General features: G+C 48.7%; 20 protein-coding genes. 17 read left to right on the plus strand and 3 right to left on the minus strand.

Going from position 1 to position 20,226, the window contains the following annotated elements; translation table 11 throughout:
• The first annotated feature begins 415 nt into the window (after positions 1-415).
• Entirely contained in the window at positions 416-1,555 is a 1,140-nt protein-coding gene (locus tag G614_RS0126135) for a Fic family protein (protein WP_044919018.1), read from the plus strand.
• A gap of 69 nt (positions 1,556-1,624) precedes the next feature.
• Here the strand turns inward: G614_RS0126135 and G614_RS35265 are convergent, their stop codons facing one another.
• Complete coding sequence (locus tag G614_RS35265) at positions 1,625-1,717, minus strand: DUF6783 domain-containing protein (protein WP_420341548.1); 93 nt, start codon at positions 1,715-1,717, stop codon at positions 1,625-1,627.
• A 24-nt stretch (positions 1,718-1,741) separates the two neighbouring features.
• Positions 1,742-2,557, minus strand: coding sequence for a hypothetical protein (locus tag G614_RS0126140; RefSeq protein WP_027644217.1), 816 nt, complete (start codon positions 2,555-2,557; stop codon positions 1,742-1,744).
• A 252-nt stretch (positions 2,558-2,809) separates the two neighbouring features.
• Here G614_RS0126140 and G614_RS0126145 point away from each other — a divergent pair, with 252 nt between their 5' ends.
• The 10 genes from G614_RS0126145 to G614_RS0126190 all read left to right on the plus strand — a co-directional run bounded on the left by G614_RS0126145 (position 2,810) and on the right by G614_RS0126190 (position 14,002).
• Positions 2,810-3,994, plus strand: coding sequence for a PucR family transcriptional regulator (locus tag G614_RS0126145; protein WP_027644218.1), 1,185 nt, complete (start codon positions 2,810-2,812; stop codon positions 3,992-3,994).
• A gap of 179 nt (positions 3,995-4,173) precedes the next feature.
• Positions 4,174-5,388, plus strand: a complete 1,215-nt coding sequence (locus tag G614_RS0126150) for a hydantoinase/carbamoylase family amidase (RefSeq protein ID WP_027644219.1) — start codon at positions 4,174-4,176, stop codon at positions 5,386-5,388.
• Positions 5,385-6,671 carry a dihydroorotase gene (locus G614_RS0126155; RefSeq protein WP_027644220.1) on the plus strand — a complete coding sequence of 429 codons (1,287 nt, stop codon included), beginning with the start codon at positions 5,385-5,387 and terminating at the stop codon, positions 6,669-6,671. The genes G614_RS0126150 and G614_RS0126155 overlap by 4 nt, the downstream gene beginning before the upstream one ends.
• Positions 6,661-6,879: a hypothetical protein gene (locus G614_RS0126160; RefSeq protein WP_022201006.1), complete on the plus strand. Its 219-nt coding sequence runs from the start codon at positions 6,661-6,663 to the stop codon at positions 6,877-6,879. The genes G614_RS0126155 and G614_RS0126160 overlap by 11 nt, the downstream gene beginning before the upstream one ends.
• Positions 6,876-8,324 carry a sodium:solute symporter family protein gene (locus G614_RS0126165; RefSeq protein WP_027644221.1) on the plus strand — a complete coding sequence of 483 codons (1,449 nt, stop codon included), beginning with the start codon at positions 6,876-6,878 and terminating at the stop codon, positions 8,322-8,324. The genes G614_RS0126160 and G614_RS0126165 overlap by 4 nt, the downstream gene beginning before the upstream one ends.
• A 10-nt stretch (positions 8,325-8,334) precedes the next feature.
• Positions 8,335-9,048 carry a dihydroorotate dehydrogenase electron transfer subunit gene (locus G614_RS0126170; protein WP_022201008.1) on the plus strand — a complete coding sequence of 238 codons (714 nt, stop codon included), beginning with the start codon at positions 8,335-8,337 and terminating at the stop codon, positions 9,046-9,048.
• Positions 9,041-9,946 carry a dihydroorotate dehydrogenase gene (locus tag G614_RS0126175; RefSeq protein ID WP_027644222.1) on the plus strand — a complete coding sequence of 302 codons (906 nt, stop codon included), beginning with the start codon at positions 9,041-9,043 and terminating at the stop codon, positions 9,944-9,946. Before G614_RS0126170 ends, G614_RS0126175 begins: the two co-directional genes overlap by 8 nt.
• 17 nt (positions 9,947-9,963) lie before the next feature.
• Positions 9,964-11,400: an aspartate ammonia-lyase gene (gene aspA / locus G614_RS0126180; RefSeq protein WP_002585256.1), complete on the plus strand. Its 1,437-nt coding sequence runs from the start codon at positions 9,964-9,966 to the stop codon at positions 11,398-11,400.
• Between the two features lies 1 nt (position 11,401).
• The gene (fumC, locus tag G614_RS0126185) at positions 11,402-12,775 is read left to right on the plus strand and encodes a class II fumarate hydratase (RefSeq protein WP_002585255.1); all 1,374 of its coding nucleotides are present in this window, start codon (positions 11,402-11,404) and stop codon (positions 12,773-12,775) included.
• A 51-nt stretch (positions 12,776-12,826) separates the two neighbouring features.
• The gene (locus G614_RS0126190) at positions 12,827-14,002 is read left to right on the plus strand and encodes an NAD(P)-dependent malic enzyme (RefSeq protein ID WP_027644223.1); all 1,176 of its coding nucleotides are present in this window, start codon (positions 12,827-12,829) and stop codon (positions 14,000-14,002) included.
• Positions 14,003-14,389: 387 nt separating this feature from the next.
• Here G614_RS0126190 and G614_RS0126200 read toward each other — a convergent pair whose 3' ends face one another.
• Positions 14,390-15,934, minus strand: coding sequence for an amidohydrolase (locus G614_RS0126200; RefSeq protein WP_027644225.1), 1,545 nt, complete (start codon positions 15,932-15,934; stop codon positions 14,390-14,392).
• A gap of 218 nt (positions 15,935-16,152) precedes the next feature.
• Between G614_RS0126200 and G614_RS0126205 the strand changes: the two genes are divergently transcribed.
• From G614_RS0126205 to G614_RS0126235, 6 genes are all read left to right on the plus strand, one after another.
• Entirely contained in the window at positions 16,153-16,335 is a 183-nt protein-coding gene (locus tag G614_RS0126205) for a hypothetical protein (protein ID WP_027644226.1), read from the plus strand.
• Positions 16,336-16,730: 395 nt separating this feature from the next.
• The gene (gene frlD, locus G614_RS0126215; protein ID WP_027644227.1) at positions 16,731-17,525 is read left to right on the plus strand and encodes a fructoselysine 6-kinase; all 795 of its coding nucleotides are present in this window, start codon (positions 16,731-16,733) and stop codon (positions 17,523-17,525) included.
• An 82-nt stretch (positions 17,526-17,607) separates the two neighbouring features.
• A complete protein-coding gene (locus G614_RS0126220) occupies positions 17,608-17,970 on the plus strand; it encodes a hypothetical protein (protein ID WP_027644228.1) in 363 nt (120 codons plus the stop codon).
• Positions 17,971-17,976: 6 nt separating this feature from the next.
• Entirely contained in the window at positions 17,977-18,807 is an 831-nt protein-coding gene (gene frlC / locus G614_RS0126225; protein ID WP_027644229.1) for a fructoselysine 3-epimerase, read from the plus strand.
• Between the two features lie 26 nt (positions 18,808-18,833).
• The gene (locus G614_RS0126230) at positions 18,834-19,685 is read left to right on the plus strand and encodes an amidohydrolase family protein (RefSeq protein ID WP_027644230.1); all 852 of its coding nucleotides are present in this window, start codon (positions 18,834-18,836) and stop codon (positions 19,683-19,685) included.
• Positions 19,686-19,698: 13 nt separating this feature from the next.
• Complete coding sequence (locus G614_RS0126235; protein ID WP_027644231.1) at positions 19,699-20,130, plus strand: secondary thiamine-phosphate synthase enzyme YjbQ; 432 nt, start codon at positions 19,699-19,701, stop codon at positions 20,128-20,130.
• The last annotated feature ends 96 nt before the right edge of the window (positions 20,131-20,226 follow it).

Consider the following 20,226-nt stretch of genomic DNA (forward strand, 5'->3'; position numbering starts at 1 on the left):
TGATTAACTGCTCCTTCACACCGCCTTCTTTTTTGCGGATACGTGGACGGGAATCCCGGTAGGAAAGCGTAGCCTGACAGATCGGGCACATATGGGTGGTCACACTGCTCTCAACAAAAAACACAAACTCCTCCTTGAGGACAAGTGAATAATCTGATATAATAACCATGGTTAGTGACCAGGGTCTCAGAGTACACAACTTTCCAGGAGGGTTCTCTGAGACCTTTTCCTTTTTGTATGCTGATGACAGTATACAGGTCAATTCAGAGACAGGCAAGTAAATCAGTATTTTGATAATTTATGAGGTCAACAACAATAAAGAATGCTAAAAAAGGCTCTTATTTCAAAAACCCATTTACTTTTTGAAATAAAGAGCTTATAATTTGGTATATATTTCAAAAAAGAGGTGATTTTAATGAACCGATCAGGTGAATGGGTAAATAACCTAACAGGAAATGCACAATATAAATCGTTTAAGCCTGCAGCGTTACCACCAGACCCTGTCTTAGAAATAGGCAGTGATATGGTAAAAAAACTAGTAGAAGCGAATCGAGAACTGGTGAAATTGGACACAGCTTCAAAACTGATACCAAACGTTGAACTATTTATTTCTATGTACGTTCGAAAAGAAGCCTTGATTTCTTCCCAGATTGAAGGAACACAGTGTACCTTGGATGATGTGCTAGATCCAGAGCTAGACAATACAGCGAATCTGGATGTTATCGATGTCATCAATTATGTGGATGCATGTTCCTATGCATTGGAGAGAATTAAGAAATTACCTTTGTGCGGACAATTATTTAGAGAAATACACGAGAAATTGTTATCGGGTGTTCGTGGACAGGAAAAAAATCCAGGGGAATTCAGAAGATCCCAAAACTGGATTGGAGCTGCGAATTGCTCCTTATCGGAAGCCAGGTATATTCCACCGAATGTAGAAGATATGAATCAGGCAATGTCAGAACTGGAAAAGTATATGAACGAAGGGGATGATTATGATCCGCTGATCCGGATTGCATTGATTCATTATCAATTTGAAACAATCCATCCTTTTTTGGACGGAAATGGCCGCGTTGGGAGAATGATGATTTTATTATATTTGATGGAACAAGGATTGTTGGACAAGCCAGTCATATATATTTCTTATTTTCTGAAGAAAAATCAGATTGAGTATTATGACAGGATTTCAGAAGTAAGACGAAGCGGTAATTATGAACAATGGGTAACGTTCTTTTTAGAAGCAGTATCAGCGGCAGCGAAAGACTCCTTGATAACAATTGAAGCACTGTCAAAACTTCATGAGAAAAATCTTGGAATATTACCAAAAACAACTCGTAAAAAAGATAATGTGAGAGCACTTTTTGATTATATCGAACAGTACCCAATCATTGATATCAAAAAAACAGCGAGTGCTTTGGAGTTAAGTTATAATACGGTGTCAAATGCGGTAAATAAATTAGTGGAGATTGGAATTTTAAAAGAAACAACCAATGCTTCCAGAAACCGAGTATTTGCATATGAAGAGTATTTAAAAATCTTAAGAAAAGATACTTGAGTTTTAAAAAGAAAAGTCATAGCCTCCGATACTGGAGAACTATGACTTATGGGCTCAAATTCAGATTACTTAGCCCGCTATGCGCCCTTCATTTGAGCCAAATCTCCCACAAAGTGGAACGCACAGCTGGCGGAAAGCAATTTTCGAACACGCCCTGGTCATCGGCTCAACTATGTGGTGTGATTGTCAGCGTCGCTTCTTCTCTTTTTCCAGTACTCTTTTTGCAATCATAATAAAATTTAATTTAAAATTGTCTTCCGTATCATTGACATCCAGGCCGGTTTTTTCTTTCACTCTGTATAATGCATTCCGGACTTCATCCTCACTGATGTGTAATGCCGCAGCGACAGCAGGAACCTGTTCCTTACACTTATAGTATTTTCCAAGAATCGTCTGTTCCTCATCGGTCAACTGCAGTAAAATGGTACTGATTAAAGACTGTCCGTGAGCCAGAACCATGGCATTAATTGCGCTGTATATCTCCATTCCGATAAAATCCAGAACACGGCGTTCTTTTTTGAATTTTTCTCCGGCATTAACGGCTCGCAGGCTGTTTTGGTATGTGCGCTCAATGCCGGTCAAACCGTTTTCTAAAGTGCCGATGCCGATACGGATAAAGACGTCTGGCAGGCTCTTCTTTAAAAGTTCCAGAGCTTTATCACATACCATGGTGCTGGCATTTAATAATTCTTCCTTTGTGTGTGCCGCCAAAAAGAGTGCGGTTCCCTTATCGCATGTAATGAACTGCGGGGAATCAATGGACTTATTTAAAGGACCATATGCAACAATTGGGGTTAACAGTTCCATTAATGCATGCTTATCTTCGTAGGCGACAATCATGTCAGAGGGATAGAGAAACGACATCGCAAGAAAGTAGTCCTTGTTAACATCAATGCCGAATTTTTTTCCGACAGATTCCATGAAAGCAATGTCCTCATAGAAATGAATTGTAATATCATTAAAGTATGAGGAAAATGTAATATTGGTATCATTTTTGTTCATAAAGCATATCCTCCTTTAAATTGTGAGAAAATACTAAAATATGGTAAAGTAAAACTGAACCTAAATGGGAAAACCTTATAATATATCTTCTCATTGAGAAAGTCAAGAGAAAATAGGAAGTTTATTAAAAACAACAAATTATTAATTATAAATTTGTTCTAAATAACAAAGAAAATGGATTGCATTTTATAAAAAATATCATTATAATAAATTTTTTACTCTACTTAAACAAAAGGATAGGGGGAAGGAATTATGGCGAAGGTGAGCGACTTATTACGTCTTCCGGCATTTAGGGGAATCCATGTATTGTCTGGGGAAAATGGACTCCAAAGGAAGGTAGAGCACGTGACTGTCATGGAAGTGCCGGATATTAAACGATGGCTGAAAGGAAATGACTTTCTGATTACAAGCTTTTACTCTGTACGCAAAAGCGAGGAAGCACAGTGCCGGCTGATTGAGGATTTGGCAGATACGTGCTGCTGTGTTGCTGTCAAAACAGGGCAATATGTTAATGGTATTTCAGAAAGAGTAAAAGAGACCGCGGACAGATGCAGCCTTCCTCTGCTTGAAATTCCTTTTAAAACGCCATATATTGATTTGCTGATGAATGTAATGAACCTGATTTTTGAAGAGGAAAACACCTCATCTATCCTGGAAAAATATGTAAAGGATATTATCTATGAAAACTATACTGATGAAATTCTTATGGCAGAGAGAGGACGCCTCTTTGGCTTTGAAGCAGATGAGGACTATTTTTCAGCAGTTAATATCTGCTTCAGGAAAAAATACATACCTTCGGAACAAGAAAAGAAAGCAATCCGTTTTTTATGCCAAACCTTACAGCGCTACCTGCTGGACAGCGGTTCAATCCAAGGATGTCCCATGATCCGTCTGGAGAAGGGCTTCTTATTACTGGTGGAGGCGAAGGAAGCAGAAAGGCTGGAGCAGTATCTGGAAAATAATCTGGATGAGGATTATTTAAAAAAATTATGGAAGGTAGAGGATAAGGGGATTGTGTGCGGCGTTGGTCCTGTAAAAAAAGGCTTAAAAGGAATCCGGGATTCTTACATCCTGTCGTTTAAGGCAATGAAGGTGGGGTATACCCTTTCCAGAAACCAGTTTCTGTATTTTTATAAGAAGCTGGAACCATACTGTGAGTTGGAAAAGATATTGGTTTCGCCGTCCGAACATGTATTTACCAGTGTCTTAGGGGCTGTCAAAAATCAGGAGCTGCTGGATACATTGGTTATGTATTACGAGTGCGGGGCCAACATGGAACGTGTATCAGACCGGATGTATACCCACAAAAATACGGTGAAATACAGGCTGAACCGGCTTCAGGAACTGACGGGACTTGACCTTAGAAATCCCGATGATAATTTCAGACTATATTTGGCGGTGCTGGCGTTGAAGATGAATTTTAAAATAAGTTTTTGACAAAAATGAATAAAACAGAGTGGTTTGATAGCATGCGGCATAGTGTGTATTGTCTATGCCGTTTTTCGATGCTTTTGTTTATTTGGACAAATTATACAGAAAAACCTTGACTCCCAGGATATAGAAACAGGATTCTAACGCAATTATAATGAATATATCAAAGCGAGGGAGGTGTTTCAATGGAGCATTGTATTGCTGACATCCGGTATTGTGAAAAGCTGTTTGACAGTTTCTATGATATAGGCAGTACGGAAAATGGCGGAGTCACAAGGTTGGGCTATACGGAGCAGGAAGACAGGATGCATGCTATGCTCGCAAAGCTGGGGAGAGAACTGCAGTGCCAGGTTGAAGAGGATGAGGTAGGGAATACATATGTGATGAACAGTCAGGACTCGGATTATTATTTGATTGGCTCACATCTGGATTCCGTAATTGAAGGCGGAAGGTATGACGGGGTGGCGGGAATCATTGCAGGGCTTATGGTTATGAAATGGGCCAAAGAAGAAGGAATGAAAGTGCCGATCCGGGTGGGTGCGTTCCGGTGTGAGGAGTCCAGTAATTTTGGCTGCTGCACCATAGGAAGCGGGCTTATCACGAGGGAGATATACAAGCAGGATATCGGGGGGCTGGTTTCCAAAGAAGGGGAAACGCTGGAAGCGATCTTTTGCAGACGGAAGCTGAACCTGCATCCGGCAAAAATCACGGGGATACGCCAATATCTGGAACTGCACATTGAGCAGGGGAAGGTTCTGGAAGAATCCGGGACGACCGTTGGAATTGTTCAGACCATAGCCGGGCCGAGACGGTTTAAGATGTATCTGAGGGGAATGGCAGAGCATTCCGGTGCGACACCTATGTGTATGCGCAATGATGCAATGTGCGCAGCCGCGGAAATCATACTGGAATTAGAGCGGATCGGCAATAAGGAAGCAGTATACCAGTCAGTTGCTACGGTAGGAGTGGTGAATAATCATCCCAACGTGCTGAACGTAATTCCCGGCGAGGTGGAGCTGGGGGTTGATATACGCGGAATTGAAAGCGCCAGTCTTGACCGAATCGAGAAAAGCATGCGGGAGGTGGCGAGACGAATTTGTGAGAAACGTGGAATTGAATATCTGGAGGAAAAGACCAGCGACATTCCCCCTGTTGATATGAGCTCTGAGGTACAGACCGGTTTGGAGCAGGCCGCCAGGCGGCTGGGTATCGGCAGCAGGAAGATTATAAGCGGGGCAGGTCATGATGCCATGTCTTTCGCGGGTATCTGTGATACTGGGATGGTGTTCATCCCCTGTATGAAAGGGGTATCTCATAACCGGGCGGAATTTGCGTCTATCTTTCATATTTGCGATGGGGCAAGGGTAATCTATGAATACCTGAAAGGGGGAGCAGCATGATTCTGATAAAAGACGGCCGTGTAATTGATCCGAAATCAGGTATGGATGAGCCCCTGGATATTATTATCCGTGACGGGATCATTGCGGGCATGGGAAAATTCCAGAAGAGTGATGATTATGACACTGTGATTGACGCAAGAGGAAAGGTTGTTGCTCCAGGACTGATTGATGCCCATGTTCATTTCCGCGATCCGGGTTTTACCTATAAAGAAGACTTGGAAAGCGGAGCCCGTGCTGCGGCAGCGGGAGGATATACTACCGTAGTCTGTATGGCGAATACCAATCCGGTGGTTGACTGCAAAGAGGTCCTTTGGGATTTAAGAAAGAGAGCGGCGTCCCTGCCAATCCGGGTGCTCAATGCGGCGGCGGTAACAGTTGGGCTAAAAAGCCAGAGACTGACAGATATGGAAGCGCTTAAGCAGGCTGGAGCAGTGGGCTTTACGGATGATGGAATACCAATCAAAAATGTACAGCTGGTTCTGGAGGCCATGAGGAAGTCGAAACAGCTTGGAGTGCCTTTAAGCTTCCATGAAGAGGACCCGGATCTGGTGGGAAGCCCCGGCATTAACGCAGGGAAGATTGCGCAGGCGATGGGAGTTGAGGGAGCTTCCTCCCTGGCTGAGGAGACATTGATTGCGAGGGACTGTCTTCTGGCCCTTAAGACAGGGGCTATCATCAATATTCAGCACATAAGCAGCAAGGTATCTGTAGAGCTGATTCGGATGATGAAAGGACTGGGAGCAAGGGTATATGCGGAAGTGACCCCGCAGCATTTTTCTCTTAACGAAGAGGCTGTTCTGGAAAAAGGAACCCTGGCAAAGGTGAACCCGCCTTTGAGAACCGAGGAGGATCGATACGCCTTGATTCAAGGCTTAAAGGACGATGTGATTGATATGATTGCCACGGATCATGCGCCTCACAGCAGAGAGGAAAAGGCGAAGGGGATTGAGGAAGCGCCCAGCGGTATGATTGGACTTGAAACTGCATTGGCTTTGGGGATTACCTATCTTGTCAGGAAAGGTCATATGACTCTGCCGCACCTGCTGGAGAAGATGACGGTGAAACCAGCAGAGCTGTACCAGCTGGACGGTGGAAGCTTAAAAGTTGGAGCCAGGGCAGACTTAATTGTGTTTGATGAACGGGAAAAATGGGTGGCAGAACGGTTTCATTCAAAATCAGAAAATTCCCCATTTATTGGAGCTGAGCTGGTTGGAAAGATAAAATATACCATATGCAGCGGACAGGTGGTGTATATGGATGAGGAGGAAAACCATGAATCATAAATTAATTGGAGGTATCTTTGCGGTACTGTATCTTTTGTGTGTGATACCATTCCCCTTTACAAAGGGGGCGCCGGTATACTTATTTGGGTGGCTGCCTTCATCACTGGCATACTGGTGGATATTAATGGTTGTGAACCTGCTGTTTGTTTTATGGGTTTGTAAATGCTTTGTAGATTCCAATAAAAGGAAGGGGGAAGAGGAAGAATGAATACAGGACAAATCAGTCTTGGAATCATACTGGCTTATCTGTGTTTCATGCTGGCTATTACCGTCTTAAATGGCAGAAAGAAAAAACAGAAGAATGCGGAGGGGTTCTTTCTTGCTAACCGCGGCGTCAGCTCCGTGCTTCTTCCACTGACCATGATTGCGGCCATGCAGAGCACATTCGCTTTTTTAGGAGCGCCGGGAATGTACTATACACATGGAATATCTTATATTTCCATTGTTTTAAGTCAGGTATGGGTTGCCCTCATGGTAGTTTATTTTGGAAACAAGATTCGTAAACTGGCAAACAAAAATGGCTACATGTCTCTGGGAGATTATCTGCAGGACCGGTTTGACAGTAAGTATTTAAAGGTGCTGGCATCCTGCATCTCCGTTCTTATGACCATGGTGTTTTTAGCTATGCAATATGTGGGAAATGCCAGAGCAATGAATATAGTGAGCGGGGATGCGATTTCCTACCCGGCGGCTATTCTGATATCGGTAGTCTTTTCTCTGCTATATGTACTGATTGGAGGAGCAGGTGGTGTGGTATTGCTGGATGCCGTGCAGGCAGTGATCCTCCTGGTGGGAATTGTAGTAGCTGCATGGATTGCCATTGCGCCTGTGGGAGGTATACAGGCTCTATTCACCCAGATCATTGACAAGATGCCGGAATTGCTTTCAAGGCCGGGGCCACAGGGAACATATACGGATAAATACTGGATTATGCAGTTTATTGTACTGCCTTTTGGAATCTGGTTCTGCCCTCATATATGGATGAAATCTTTGATGGCAAAGGATGAAGACGCTTTGGCAAAATCAGCCATCAGTATTCCGGTATCCCAGATACTGATTTATGGCTTTGCCACTCTGTTCATCGGCCTTGCAGGACATTTGCTGTTACAGCCCCAACAGGTGGGGGCGGCTGATAATGTTCTGCCTCTGCTTATGACTACCCGATCCAAATGGTTTATTGCAGCCCTGGTTATGGCAGCGGCCATAGCAGCCGGTATTTCCACCATCAATGCCATGCTGCTGGTATCTTCCCAGATTGTTTCCCAGGATTTGATTCTGATTAACGGAAAGGGCAGGATATCAGAAAAGAAAAATATGATTTTATCCAGAACGATTGTATTCACCATTGCGGCAATCTGTGGAATTATGGCGCTTAACCCACCGGAGACCCTGGTTCAGATTGTTCAGGACGTAGCGTATACAGGATTGGCTCAGCTGGCGCCGGCATTCCTGCTTGGTATATACTGGAAAGGCTGTACAAAAACAGGAGCTGCCTGTGGTATGACGGCTGGAATCGCAATTCTGTTCGGAACAAGAATCATGAATGTAGCGCCTCTTGGATGGCCGGGATTCATGTGGGGATTTTTCACCAATATCCTGCTGACGGTTTTAGTTTCACTAATGACGAGGCAAAAAAAACTTTGCGTTGAATAAGGAGGACAAGATGTCGGAGATATTACATAATGAAAGGATTTCAAAGGATTTTTATTTGATGAAAGTAAAGGCTGAAAATACGGCTGCCATGGGGCAGTTCTATATGCTCCGGGCATGGGGAGAATATCCGCTGCTCTCCAGACCAATCAGCGTGTTCGATGCGGATGGACAGACTGTCAGCTTCCTCTATAAGGTAGTGGGAAAAGGCACGGAGATTTTTGCAACGCTTAAGCCTGGTGATGAAATTACTCTGGATGGGCCTCATGGAAACGGATTTCCGGAAGCAAAAGGAACGGTTGCCCTTGTAGGCGGCGGCGTGGGAATTGCACCACTGTATCTTACTGCAAAGAAACTGAAAGAGTTAAATCCCGATACAATCGTGGATATCTATCTTGGATTCAGTGATGAGGCTCTTCTGGTTGACCTCTATGAGAAGGTGGCGGATAAGGTTACTGTAAATATAGGAGGATTTGTCACGGATGATATTGACCCTCTGAAATATGACTGCATCATGACCTGCGGACCGGAAATTATGATGAAGGTTCTGTGTAAGAAATGCAAATCCCTTGGGGTTCAGGCGCCGGTTTATGTATCCATGGAAAACCGTATGGCCTGTGGAATTGGAGCATGTCTGGTGTGTACTTGCAAGACTTCCGCCGGTAATAAGAGAGCGTGCAAAGATGGTCCGGTCATGTTGGGAAGTGAGGTGTTTGGAAATGAGTAAGAGATTAGAAGTGAACTATGCAGGCGTGCATTTTAAGAATCCGGTTGCGCTGGCATCCGGCACCTGTGGATTCGGAAAAGAGATGAGTGAATATTTTGATATTCAGAGATTGGGAGGACTCTGTTCCAAAGGGCTGACATTACATCCGAGAGGCGGCAACGATGGGATCCGTGTCTGGGAGACGCCAAGTGGTGTAATGAACAGCGTAGGGCTTGAAAATCCGGGAGTAAAACATTTCATCGAATGTGATGCCAAGCGGATGAACGCACTTGATTTAGTTAACATAGTAAACCTTGGGGGACATTCTATGGAAGACTACTTAGAGGCAGTGGAACTGCTGAACGGATGTGAGTTGGATCTTCTCGAACTGAATATCTCCTGTCCTAATGTAAAGGCCGGAGGGATGAATTTTGGGGTGAAGACAGAGCTGGCCCGCCAGGTGGTCCGGGAAATCCGGAAGGTATGTAAACATAAGCTTGTAATCAAGCTTTCACCTAACGCAGAGGATATCGTGGCACTGGCCAGGGCCTGTGAGGAAGAGGGCGCGGACGGCGTATCTCTTACCAACACGTTTCTTGCGATGGCGATTGATATCAAACGGGGCAAGCCTGTGTTTGACAATGTGTATGCCGGGCTTTCCGGTCCTGCAATCAAGCCTATCGCCCTGCGCATGGTACACCAGGTTGCACATGCTGTTAAGATTCCGGTTATGGGAATCGGTGGTATTGCAACATGGCAGGATGCAATCGAATTTATTATGGCGGGAGCGACAACACTTCAGGTAGGGGCAGCTTCTTTCATGAATCCATCCATATCCATGGAGATCATAGATGGAATGGAAGATTATCTTGAAAAGAATCGTATTTCCAATATTTCAGAAATCAGAGGGATTCTGTGACAGGGAGGGAGAACAAAATGTCAAAAGAGACAGAGTATCGTATCGAACATGATTCTATTGGTGAAAAGCAGATACCAAAGGACGCGTATTATGGGGTGCAGACCCTTCGCGCTGCAGAGAATTTTTTCATCACCGGTCTGAAGATGCATCCGGAGTTTATCAATAGCTTTGCCCAAATCAAAAAGGCGGCGGCCATCACTAATTTTGAGGTGGGGAGACTGGACAAAAAGCGTGCTGACGCCATTGTGCAGGCATGTGATGAAATCATGTCGGGCAAGCTGCATGATGAGTTTATTGTTGACCCCATCCAGGGCGGCGCTGGAACTTCCCTCAATATGAATGCCAATGAGGTGATTGCCAACCGGGCTATCGAAATTCTGGGAGGGGAAAAGGGCGATTATTCCGTGGTGAATCCAAATGATCATGTAAATTATGGGCAGTCCACCAATGATGTGTTCCCCTCCTGTGGAAAGCTTACCACACTGAAGCTGCTTTACAAGGCTCAGGCAGAGCTGGAACGGCTGTACCATGCGCTGATGGAGAAGTCGGAAGAATTTAACCATGTCATTAAGATGGGACGGACTCAGCTCCAGGATGCGGTTCCCATCCGGCTGGGACAGGAGTTCCATGCCTATGCTACAGCCATACGCAGGGATATTAACCGCTTTGACAGGGCCAAGGAGGAGATGAGGCATCTGAATCTGGGTGGGACTGCCATTGGGACCGGATTAAATGCGGATGTAAAGTATTTACAGCGGGTTGTTAAAAATATTTCTTTGATTTCCGGTTTGGAGCTGATTCAGGCATATGACTTAATTGACGCAACCCAGAATCTGGACGGTTATGTAGCCTGTTCAGGAATCGCCAAGTCTTGCGCGGTGAATTTATCTAAGATGTGCAATGATTTAAGGCTTATGTCGTCAGGCCCAAGAACCGGGCTGGGAGAAATTAACCTGCCTGCAAAGCAGAACGGCTCCTCCATTATGCCAGGGAAGGTCAATCCGGTCATTCCGGAGGTGGTGAACCAGGTAGCGTTCCATGTCATTGGCAATGACATGACCGTAGCCATGGCAGCAGAGGCGGGGCAGCTGGAGCTGAACGCATTTGAACCGATCATTTTTTATAAATTGTTCCAGTCGGTTGAGACCATTGCCTGTGCGGTACATACGCTGGTTGACAACTGTATCTCCGGAATTACGGCAAATGAACAGCATTGCAAAGATATGGTGGAAAACAGTGTGGGAATCATCACGGCAATCTGTCCTTATGTGGGTTATGAAAAGGCTGCCAATGTGGCAAAGGAGGCCATTCGGACAGGCAAGTCCGTAAGGGAACTGGTAATCAGGGACAAGCTTCTGACAAAGGAGCAGCTGGACATTATACTGAACCCTGTTTCCATGACGGAACCGGGAATTTCAGGGATTGAAGCGATGAATAAGATGGGAGGGCTTTAAGATGGATTACAGGCTGGAGCATGATTCCATGGGAGAGATTGAAGTTCCGTCCGACCGGTACTGGGGCGCTCAGACACAGCGAAGCTTCCAGAATTTTAAGATAGGTATTGAAAAAATCCCAATGGAGGTCATACGGGCATTCGCAATTCTTAAAAAATCCGCGGCTGTTGCCAATAACCGGCTGGGAAAACTGGATGAACAGCGCCTGAAATCGATCAGCCAGGTATGTGACGAGATTCTGTCCGGGAAACTGGACGATCATTTCCCTCTGTCTGTCTGGCAGACAGGAAGCGGCACCCAATCCAACATGAATGTGAATGAGGTGATTGCTAACCGGGGCAATGAGATTGCAGGTGAGAAGCTTTTACATCCCAACGATCATGTAAACATGTCCCAGAGCTCCAATGACACATTTCCAACAGCTATGCATATAGCGGCGGTAATGGAGGTTCAGGAAAAGCTGCTGCCCTCCATCGATCAGCTTATCAGGACTTTCCTGCGTCTGGAGAAGGAAAATGAAGGGATTATAAAGAGTGGGAGGACCCATCTGCAGGATGCGACTCCCATACAGTTCTCACAGGAGATAAGCGGCTGGAGGAGCATGCTGGAAAAAAACAGAGAAATGGTGGTTTCTTCTCTGACAGGATTAAAGGAGCTTGCCTTAGGAGGCACAGCCGTAGGGACTGGCTTAAATGCCCCTAAAGGATTTGACACGGCGGCGGCAGCGGCAGTGTCTGAGCTGACCGGAATTGATTTTAGGACTGCGGATAATAAGTTCCATTCCCTGACCAGCAAGGACGCGACCGTATTTGCCCACGGCGCGTTAAAGGCCCTGGCGGCCAATATGATGAAAATTGCCAATGATGTGCGCTGGCTGTCCAGCGGGCCACGGTGCGGACTGGGGGAGATTCAGATACCTGAAAATGAGCCAGGCAGTTCCATTATGCCTGGTAAGGTAAATCCCACCCAATGTGAGTCCGTTACTATGGTAGCAGTGCAGGTCATGGGCAATGACTGCGCCATCGGTTTTGCGGCCTCCCAGGGAAATTTTGAACTGAATGTATTCATGCCTGTAATCATTTATAATTTTTTACAGTCCGTGCGTCTGCTGTCTGATTCCCTGCGTTCCTTTGAGCTGCATTGTGCCAGAGGAATCAAGGCAAACCGCAGGAAAATGAATGAGAACCTTAACCGTTCCCTTATGCTGGTGACAGCATTAGCCCCCTATATAGGCTATGATCACGCGGCGCAGACAGCTAAGAAGGCTTATAAAGAGGATATTTCTTTAAAGGAAGCATGTATTTCCCTGGGCTTTCTGACAGGGGAGGAGTTTGACAGGGTATTTCATCCGGAGCAGATGGTTTCATCACAATAGCAGATGATTATACCATGTGGAGGAATACGACATACCAGAAGGGAGAAAAAGATGGACATTAATCAGGAATCATTGAATCTTCACTATAAGCTTCAGGGCAAGATCGAGGTGATATCCCGGAAAAAGATAGAGACAAAGGAAGACTTATCCCTGTTATACACACCGGGAGTTGCACAACCGTGCCGGGAGATTGCCGCAGACTATAATAAGTCCTTTGAGCTTACCAGAAGAAATAACCTGGTAGCTGTCATTACAGATGGAAGCGCAGTCCTGGGACTGGGAGATATCGGTCCGGCGGCAGGCATGCCGGTGATGGAGGGAAAATGCGCTCTGTTTAAGGAGTTTGCTGATGTAGATGCATTTCCCATCTGTATTAATTCAAAGGATGTAGATACCATTGTGCAGACCATTTATCTGATTTCACAGAGCTTTGGCGGTATCAATCTTGAAGATATAGCCGCGCCCAGATGCTTTGAAGTAGAAAAGCGGTTAAAGGAATTGTGTGATATTCCGGTGTTCCATGATGATCAGCATGGAACAGCCATTGTGGTTGCCGCTGCTATGCTGAATGCCCTGAAAATAACCGGGAAGGAAATGGGGCAGATGCGGATTGTGGTTAATGGAGCCGGCGCAGCAGGCATTGCGATTGGAAAGCTGTTAATCAGTATGGGATTCGGCAATATCATCATGTGCGATATCAACGGGATTATCTGCGAGGGGGATGCGGGACTGAATCCGGGGCAGGAGGAGATTTCTCATGTAAGCAACAGGAATAAGGAGCATGGAAGCCTGGCAGATGCAATGAAAGGGGCGGATGCATTTGTAGGCGTTTCGCGACCCGGCCTGGTAACAAAGGAAATGGTAGGTACTATGAATAAGGGAATCGTCTTTGCTATGGCTAATCCTGTGCCGGAAATCATGCCGGAGGAGGCGCTAAAGGGAGGCGCGGCAGTGGTAGGCACCGGTCGCTCGGATTTTCCGAACCAGATTAACAATGTGCTTGTATTTCCGGGAATTTTCAAAGGCGCGCTGTCTGTCAGAGCAAGGGAGATTACAGAGGCGATGAAGCGTGAGGCTGCTTATGCAATCGCAAAAATGATACCGGAGGAAGAGTTGAGAGCTGATTATATCATTCCCTCGCCCCTTAACAGGCAGGTGGCAGATGTGGTGGCCAGGGCCGTGGCGGAAACAGCGAAGAGGGAAGGAATAGCAAGGGTCAATGGATAATGGGGAAATTTGCCGATAGTTCAACTTCCTAAAGGCGAATTTAAGACCAGCGTAGTCCTTGAGAATGTGCACTATGGTGACAATGGTCATGCGATGGTATGGGCGGAAACGATTTATAACAAGAGCGGTGCTGGAAACGGCCCACGCATTGAGGTAGCATGGGGCCCAGCAGGGCGGTGGCGGCCAGGGACAGCTTCCTGGACCTGATCTTGGTGGCGGCCCATTTGCCGTAGGCCTTGGAGCCGCCGGCCATGGAGATGACGAACACCAGGGCACCCAGCATGCACACGAAGAAGATGATATACAGGTCCGCGCCCACCATCAGATCAAATGCTGTCCCGACCGTGCCTGCGGCCAGGTTAAGCCCCATGCTTCATGTATAGTCGGTCAGACCGTCCGGTGGACAATAGCACCGTCCACCATGGTCAGGCACACGGACACGCCGCGGATCCGGTCCATGGGCGTCTCAAACACATTTTCATCCAGCACGGCAATGTCCGCCAGCTTGCCGGCTTCCAGGGTGCCCAGCTGCTCCTCGCAGCCCAGATTGTACTGTCCGCCCCAGGTCCATGCCTTTAAAAGCTCTGCCACGGTCAGGGTGTTCTCCTTGTTGAAGGGTTCACCGCCCTCGGGGAACTGTCCGCCCACTGCGTGGTAGATGGACTCAGGAATATTGTCATAGAGCAGGGGAAGGTCCGTGCCGCAGGAGAGCACCACGCCGCTGTCCGCCATTTTCCGGCGGTTCCAGTAGTTTCTGCCGCGGTCCATGCCGATCTTTTTCCGGATCATGGACAGCTTGCCCTCGCGGTCTGAGGTGGACATGATCTGGGGGTAAACCTCCGCCACAATGCCCAGCCTGCCCATGCGCTCCAAGTCAGCGGGATCCGAGCACTCCAGGTCTGTGATGGCCTGGCGGATCTTCACTTTGCCGTCCGGGCCCTTCCGGCACTGATCAAATATGTCGATGGTCTTGCCGATGGCGCCGTCGCCCTGGGCGTGGAGGGAGAAACGGAAGCCTTCCCGGTCGGCTGCCAGGGCGTCTCTTTTCAAACCCTCCCAGTCAATGTCCTTGGCACAGCAGGTGTCCGCGCAGAGATAGGGGGCCTTCATCTCGCCCTCCAGCTGGCTGATGGAGCCGTCCGTCATCTGATTGTAGCCGGAGAACCGGACAAAGCTGCCGGTGAAGGCTTCCCGCATCTGTTTTCCGTATTCCAGGTTCATGGTAGCGCCCACGGGCTGGCTCATGAAGTGCACCCGGGCGGTCAGGGCCTGCTCCTGCTCCAATTTCTTAAGCTCTTCTGTAAATCCGTAGAAATCGTCAAATCCCATCTCCTTCACAGAGGTGATGCCTCTGGCGTTCATCATGGACAGATAATTCTTAAATTCCGTCACAGAGAAATCCTTCTGGCCCAGTATATACCGCAGCAGCCGCCAGCAGCTCTCAGACCAGCAGGTATCCGGCGTAAACCGGTACTCCCTGAGGGCGGCGCTGTTCATATAGCAGCTTTCCCCGCCCTCCATAAAGAGGATTACGGGAACCTCACCGAACTCCCTGTCCAGGCGCTCTGTGGTCAGCTCCTTTAAACCGGGCAGTACATTTCTGGCCAGAACCGTGGCCCCGGCTTCCAGGGTCTGCTGGTAAGCCCGGGCGGCTTCGATCACCTGACCCGCATCCGCGCATGTATTTAAGTCGGCGCCTGCCCGGGTCAGCAGGTATCCGGTGAAGAAGCAGTGGACATCCGTGAAGCCGGGGCAGATCAGGCGGTCCCCCAGCTCCAGGATGCTGGTGTCCGGCCCGGCGTAGGAAGCGCCGTCCGATGGGCCTGCGGCCAGGATTTTGTTCCCGGAGACAGCCACGAAGCCTGGCTCCGGGGCGGAGCCAAGGCCTGTAAATACTGCGTTGGAACGTAAAAGAATATCAGCTTTCTGCATAATAAATCCTCCTTTAATGAACATCAGTGATTGGATAAGTAACTTTGTATTTCATACCAATTCTGGGGCCATCATAACACGGCGAGATTTCTGATTCAATCAAAAATAGCATTTCACGATTAATTTTGTAAGAAAAGTAAAAAATAAAACGTTAAAATATACATATTGCACAATATAGAAATTAAAGTGGGAGAAAAATCTGGAATGATGTTGACATTGTGCTGTTGGTTCTGTGCAATACCGGCTGCCGCAGGGATACGGTGGAGGGAGCCAAGGTGATCCGGGGCAGCGGCCGTTCGGTGCTGTACAACGAGCCGCTGGACCGGGACGGGGCGGTGAGGCTGGTGAACTTCTGCCTGGAACGCGGGCTTCAGGTCTATGTGATCAATGGGCGGGAGTGATATGTGAACCGACAATCATGGATGATACGGGTCCGGTGTGTAGCTTTGTAAAGGAGAGAGACTTCGGCCTGAGGGCGGTGGTCTCTGAACTGGGGCGGGCGGAAGGCCTGTGTGTAAAAAACAGCTGAAATGAAGAAAGGCCGTTGTGACGGAGCGCCTATGGCTCCTGGTTCACAGCGGCTTTTTTGGTATAAAAAATGTATTTGCATATTTGTAATAAGAAGCTTAAAACGGTAAAAAGCCATTCTTTCAAACCGAAAATATGTAAAAAGTGCACTAAAACAGAACTTAAATATGTGTAAATTGTCAAATTGACACTAATATATTGTTCTGCTATACTGCAATTGGTATAAAAAATTGAGTCACATATATATTCATTGGGAGGAGAGAGGAACATGAGAGTTGCTGCAATCGGTGACAACTGCATTGACGTGTATGAGCGCATTGGGAAGAAATATCCCGCGGGCAATGTGGTGGACACAGGCGTGAACATCCGGAAGCTGGGAATCCCTGTATCTGTCATCAGCACCACAGGTTCGGATGAGAACGGGGCCTGGATGGTTGAGACGCTGACCAGAGAGGGGCTGGATCTGAGCCATTTCAAGGTGGGAGACGGGCAGACCGCCATCACCTACATGGACATGGACGGTTTGGACCGGGTGCACGGGGACTATGTGGAGGGCGTGTTGGAGAACATTGTGTTTGACGAGGAGGATATCCGTTTTGCCGCAGGCCACGACCTGGTACATACCGCCCTGTGGGGGAAGGCGGAGGACGCGCTGCCGAAGATCCGCGAGATCTCCAATGCACTGATCAGCTTCGATTATGCGGACCGTCTGGATCATGAGCTGGTGGAGAAGACCCTTCCCTATGTGGACTACGGATTCTATTCCTATCACAGGGAGCGGGACGAATTCATTGAGTCCTACTTAAAGGACAAGGTGGACCGCGGCATGAAGGCAGCGGTGGCAACCTTCGGCGACAAAGGCAGCCTGGCCTATGACGGACAGAAGTTCTATGAGGGCGGCATTTACCCGGCTAAGCTGGTGAACACCGTGGGAGCCGGGGACAGCTTCATTGCAGGGTTCCTGTATGAGATCCTCATGGGATCCGGCATCGAGGCCTGTCTGGACAGGGGCGCAAGGGTGGCCGCCAAGGTGGTTGGCACCTTCAATCCCTGGGAGGACTGAAGGCTATGAGAAAGAGGATTCTCTGCTACGGCGATTCCAACACCTGGGGCTATATGCCGGGGATTGGAGATATGAGGAGGACGTGCGTTATCCGGGTGTCCTGGCAGCGGAGCTTGGACAGGCATACCGGGTAGTGGAGGAGGCTGCTGGTGAAGGCCAGGCACATCCTGGACACCAGGGGGCAGGGGCAGTGATTCTGCTGGTGTCGCCGGTGCCCATCCATCCGGAGAATGATCCCATGTTTGACCGGGAGTCCTGGAAAAAGAGCAGGGAACTGGAACCTGTCTACCGGGAGCTGGCGGAAAATTACGGCTGCCTGTACCTGGACGCAGGCGCCGTCACCGGGGATCTGGGGGAGGATGGAATCCATCTGAACGCCGGAGGCCACCGGGATATCGGAAAAGCAATTGCAGTTATCATAAAAGAAAATGAACAAAGGGAGTAATTACTTATGAAACTTGGAATGTTCACTTCTGGCTACCAGCGCAATCCGCTGGAACACTGTTTTCAGGACGCCAAACGTTTTGGCTATGACTTCATCGAGCTGTGGGGCGGCAGGCCTCACGCCTTTGCGCCGGACTTAAAGGCCGGGGAGATCGTGGATGTGAAGCGCCTGAGCGAGAAATACCAGATGCCGGTGCTGGGCTTTACGCCGGAGCACAATGCCTATCCTTACAACTTCATGATCGGAAGCGAGCTTCAGAGGAGAGACGCGGTGGACTACTTAAAGCTGTGCCTGGATATGGCCCGGGAGCTGGGCTCCGACTATATGCTGGTGTCCCCTGCCCACGCCGGCTACCTGGCCGCCTATGAGGAAATCTGGACCCGCATGGTGACCACCTTAAGGGAGCTGACGGACCACGCAGAGAAGGTGGGCGTGAAGCTGGTGGTGGAGACACTGACGCCCTATGAGAGCAATGCCTTTAAGAGCGCCAATGATCTGATCGAGCTGTTTAAGCGCATCGACTCCCCCTACATTGTGGGCATGTGCGATGTGGTGCCGCCGTTTGTGCAGCACGAGAGCATCATGGCCTATATCGACAAGCTGGGTGAGAAGATGTACCATATGCACATCATCGACGGTGACCAGGGCACGGACAGCCACATTGTTCCGGGCGAAGGCTCCATCCCGCTGCCGGAACTGTTTAAGGAGCTGAAGGACGTGGGCTATGAGAAGACAGCCACTCTGGAGCTGGTGACCGGATACATCAACGAGCCCAGGCTGTACGCCAGAAGAGCCATTGACAATGCCCGCGCCTATATGAAGGAAGCCGGTTTTTAGAAGCCAGTAAGGAAGGGAGATCAACAATGTTTATTGACATTCATGTACATCCGGCGTTTTACGAACCCATCAATGAGGACGTCACGGTGGAGAATATGCGGCATGACGCCCTGGATATCCACCTCAACGGTACTGCGCCCCTGCAGCACATATTCAACCAGATGCGCTGTGCAGGGCTGAACCGCCTGTGCCTGCTGCCGGAGGACTATACCACGGAATACGGCAGGCCGCTGGTGACAAACGAGGAGATCCGCAGGCTGGTGGATATGGCTCCGGACCGCTTCATCGGTTTTGCGGGGGTGGATCCCATGGCCCCGGGGGCGGCGGAGGCGTTGGAACACGCATTCGGGGATCTGGGGCTTGCGGGGCTGAAGCTGCACCCATCCAGACAGCATTTCCGTCCGTCGGATGAGCGGCTGAAGCCCATCTACGACATCTGTGAGCAGTACCGCCGGCCCATTATCTTCCACAGCGGCCTGTCCTGGGAACCAAACACCCTGACCAAGTATTCCAGGCCCATGGAGTTTGAGGAGCTGGCGGCCACAAGGCCCGGGCTTAAGATCTGCCTGGCCCACTTCGGCTGGCCCTGGGTACAGGAGACGGCCATGCTGATGCTCAAATACCCCAACGTCTACGCAGACACAGGGCTTCTGTATTTTGACAATGCCCTGGAGTTCTATAAACGGGTATTTAACCACGACATCCCCGCCACCTGGATCGACCGCAGCCTGCGGCACCAGGTCATGTTCGGAAGCAACAATCCGCGTTTCGAACAGATCCGCATGGCGGACTCCATCTCGCGTCTCGGATTCAGAGAGAGCACCCTGGAGCTGATCAAGGGCGGCAACGCTCTGGAGTTCCTGGGCGGAGCCATATAAAGGAGGGCAACCAGTGGTACATACAAGTTCATTTACAATTCTGACAACAGAGTACAACCAGATGATCCTGATCACCGATGAGATCCGCAAGGCTGTGGAGGAGAGTGGGATTCAAAACGGCATCGTCAATGTCATCAGCCGGCACACCACCACGGGAATCACGGTGAACGAGTCCCTGGAATGCCTGGAAAGCGATCTCTCGGAGTTCCTGGCCAGGATGGCGCCGGAGGACCGGCCCTACGCCCATGCCAGAATGCTGCGGGACTACGGCTCCACGGCAGGCAATCCCACAGGTCATATCAAATCCCTTCTCACCGGCAACCACTGCCACCTGCTGGTGTGCGGCGGAGCGCTGGAAAAGGGGGGCGCCCAGGAGGTCTACTTCTGCGAATTCGACGGCCCGGCTCAGAGAACCATTCTCATCCAGGTGATGGGAGAGCAGTAAATGTCAGCTGCACGCCCTGCGGCGTGAGGCCATATAAGGCCGGGGCGGCTGCCTCATAAGAGGAGGCGTTCCCGCCTAAAAACAAAAAGGAGAAAT

This window comes from [Clostridium] clostridioforme AGR2157 (assembly GCF_000424325.1).
GTDB classification, from domain to species: Bacteria; Bacillota; Clostridia; order Lachnospirales; family Lachnospiraceae; genus Enterocloster; species Enterocloster clostridioformis_A.

What these genes read in the sequence shown, in the direction of transcription:
- G614_RS0126140 (WP_027644217.1), bottom strand. Translation starts at nt 2,557, where the DNA reads ATGAACAAAAATGATACCAATATTACATTTTCCTCATACTTTAATGAT.
- G614_RS0126175 (WP_027644222.1), top strand. Translation starts at nt 9,041, where the DNA reads ATGAGTAAGAGATTAGAAGTGAACTATGCAGGCGTGCATTTTAAGAAT.
- G614_RS0126165 (WP_027644221.1), top strand. Translation starts at nt 6,876, where the DNA reads ATGAATACAGGACAAATCAGTCTTGGAATCATACTGGCTTATCTGTGT.
- G614_RS0126190 (WP_027644223.1), top strand. Translation starts at nt 12,827, where the DNA reads ATGGACATTAATCAGGAATCATTGAATCTTCACTATAAGCTTCAGGGC.
- G614_RS0126200 (WP_027644225.1), bottom strand. Translation starts at nt 15,934, where the DNA reads ATGCAGAAAGCTGATATTCTTTTACGTTCCAACGCAGTATTTACAGGC.
- frlD (WP_027644227.1), top strand. Translation starts at nt 16,731, where the DNA reads ATGAGAGTTGCTGCAATCGGTGACAACTGCATTGACGTGTATGAGCGC.
- fumC (WP_002585255.1), top strand. Translation starts at nt 11,402, where the DNA reads ATGGATTACAGGCTGGAGCATGATTCCATGGGAGAGATTGAAGTTCCG.
- frlC (WP_027644229.1), top strand. Translation starts at nt 17,977, where the DNA reads ATGAAACTTGGAATGTTCACTTCTGGCTACCAGCGCAATCCGCTGGAA.
- G614_RS0126160 (WP_022201006.1), top strand. Translation starts at nt 6,661, where the DNA reads ATGAATCATAAATTAATTGGAGGTATCTTTGCGGTACTGTATCTTTTG.
- G614_RS0126135 (WP_044919018.1), top strand. Translation starts at nt 416, where the DNA reads ATGAACCGATCAGGTGAATGGGTAAATAACCTAACAGGAAATGCACAA.
- G614_RS35265 (WP_420341548.1), bottom strand. Translation starts at nt 1,717, where the DNA reads ATGACCAGGGCGTGTTCGAAAATTGCTTTCCGCCAGCTGTGCGTTCCA.
- G614_RS0126145 (WP_027644218.1), top strand. Translation starts at nt 2,810, where the DNA reads ATGGCGAAGGTGAGCGACTTATTACGTCTTCCGGCATTTAGGGGAATC.
- G614_RS0126230 (WP_027644230.1), top strand. Translation starts at nt 18,834, where the DNA reads ATGTTTATTGACATTCATGTACATCCGGCGTTTTACGAACCCATCAAT.
- G614_RS0126155 (WP_027644220.1), top strand. Translation starts at nt 5,385, where the DNA reads ATGATTCTGATAAAAGACGGCCGTGTAATTGATCCGAAATCAGGTATG.
- G614_RS0126170 (WP_022201008.1), top strand. Translation starts at nt 8,335, where the DNA reads ATGTCGGAGATATTACATAATGAAAGGATTTCAAAGGATTTTTATTTG.
- G614_RS0126150 (WP_027644219.1), top strand. Translation starts at nt 4,174, where the DNA reads ATGGAGCATTGTATTGCTGACATCCGGTATTGTGAAAAGCTGTTTGAC.
- aspA (WP_002585256.1), top strand. Translation starts at nt 9,964, where the DNA reads ATGTCAAAAGAGACAGAGTATCGTATCGAACATGATTCTATTGGTGAA.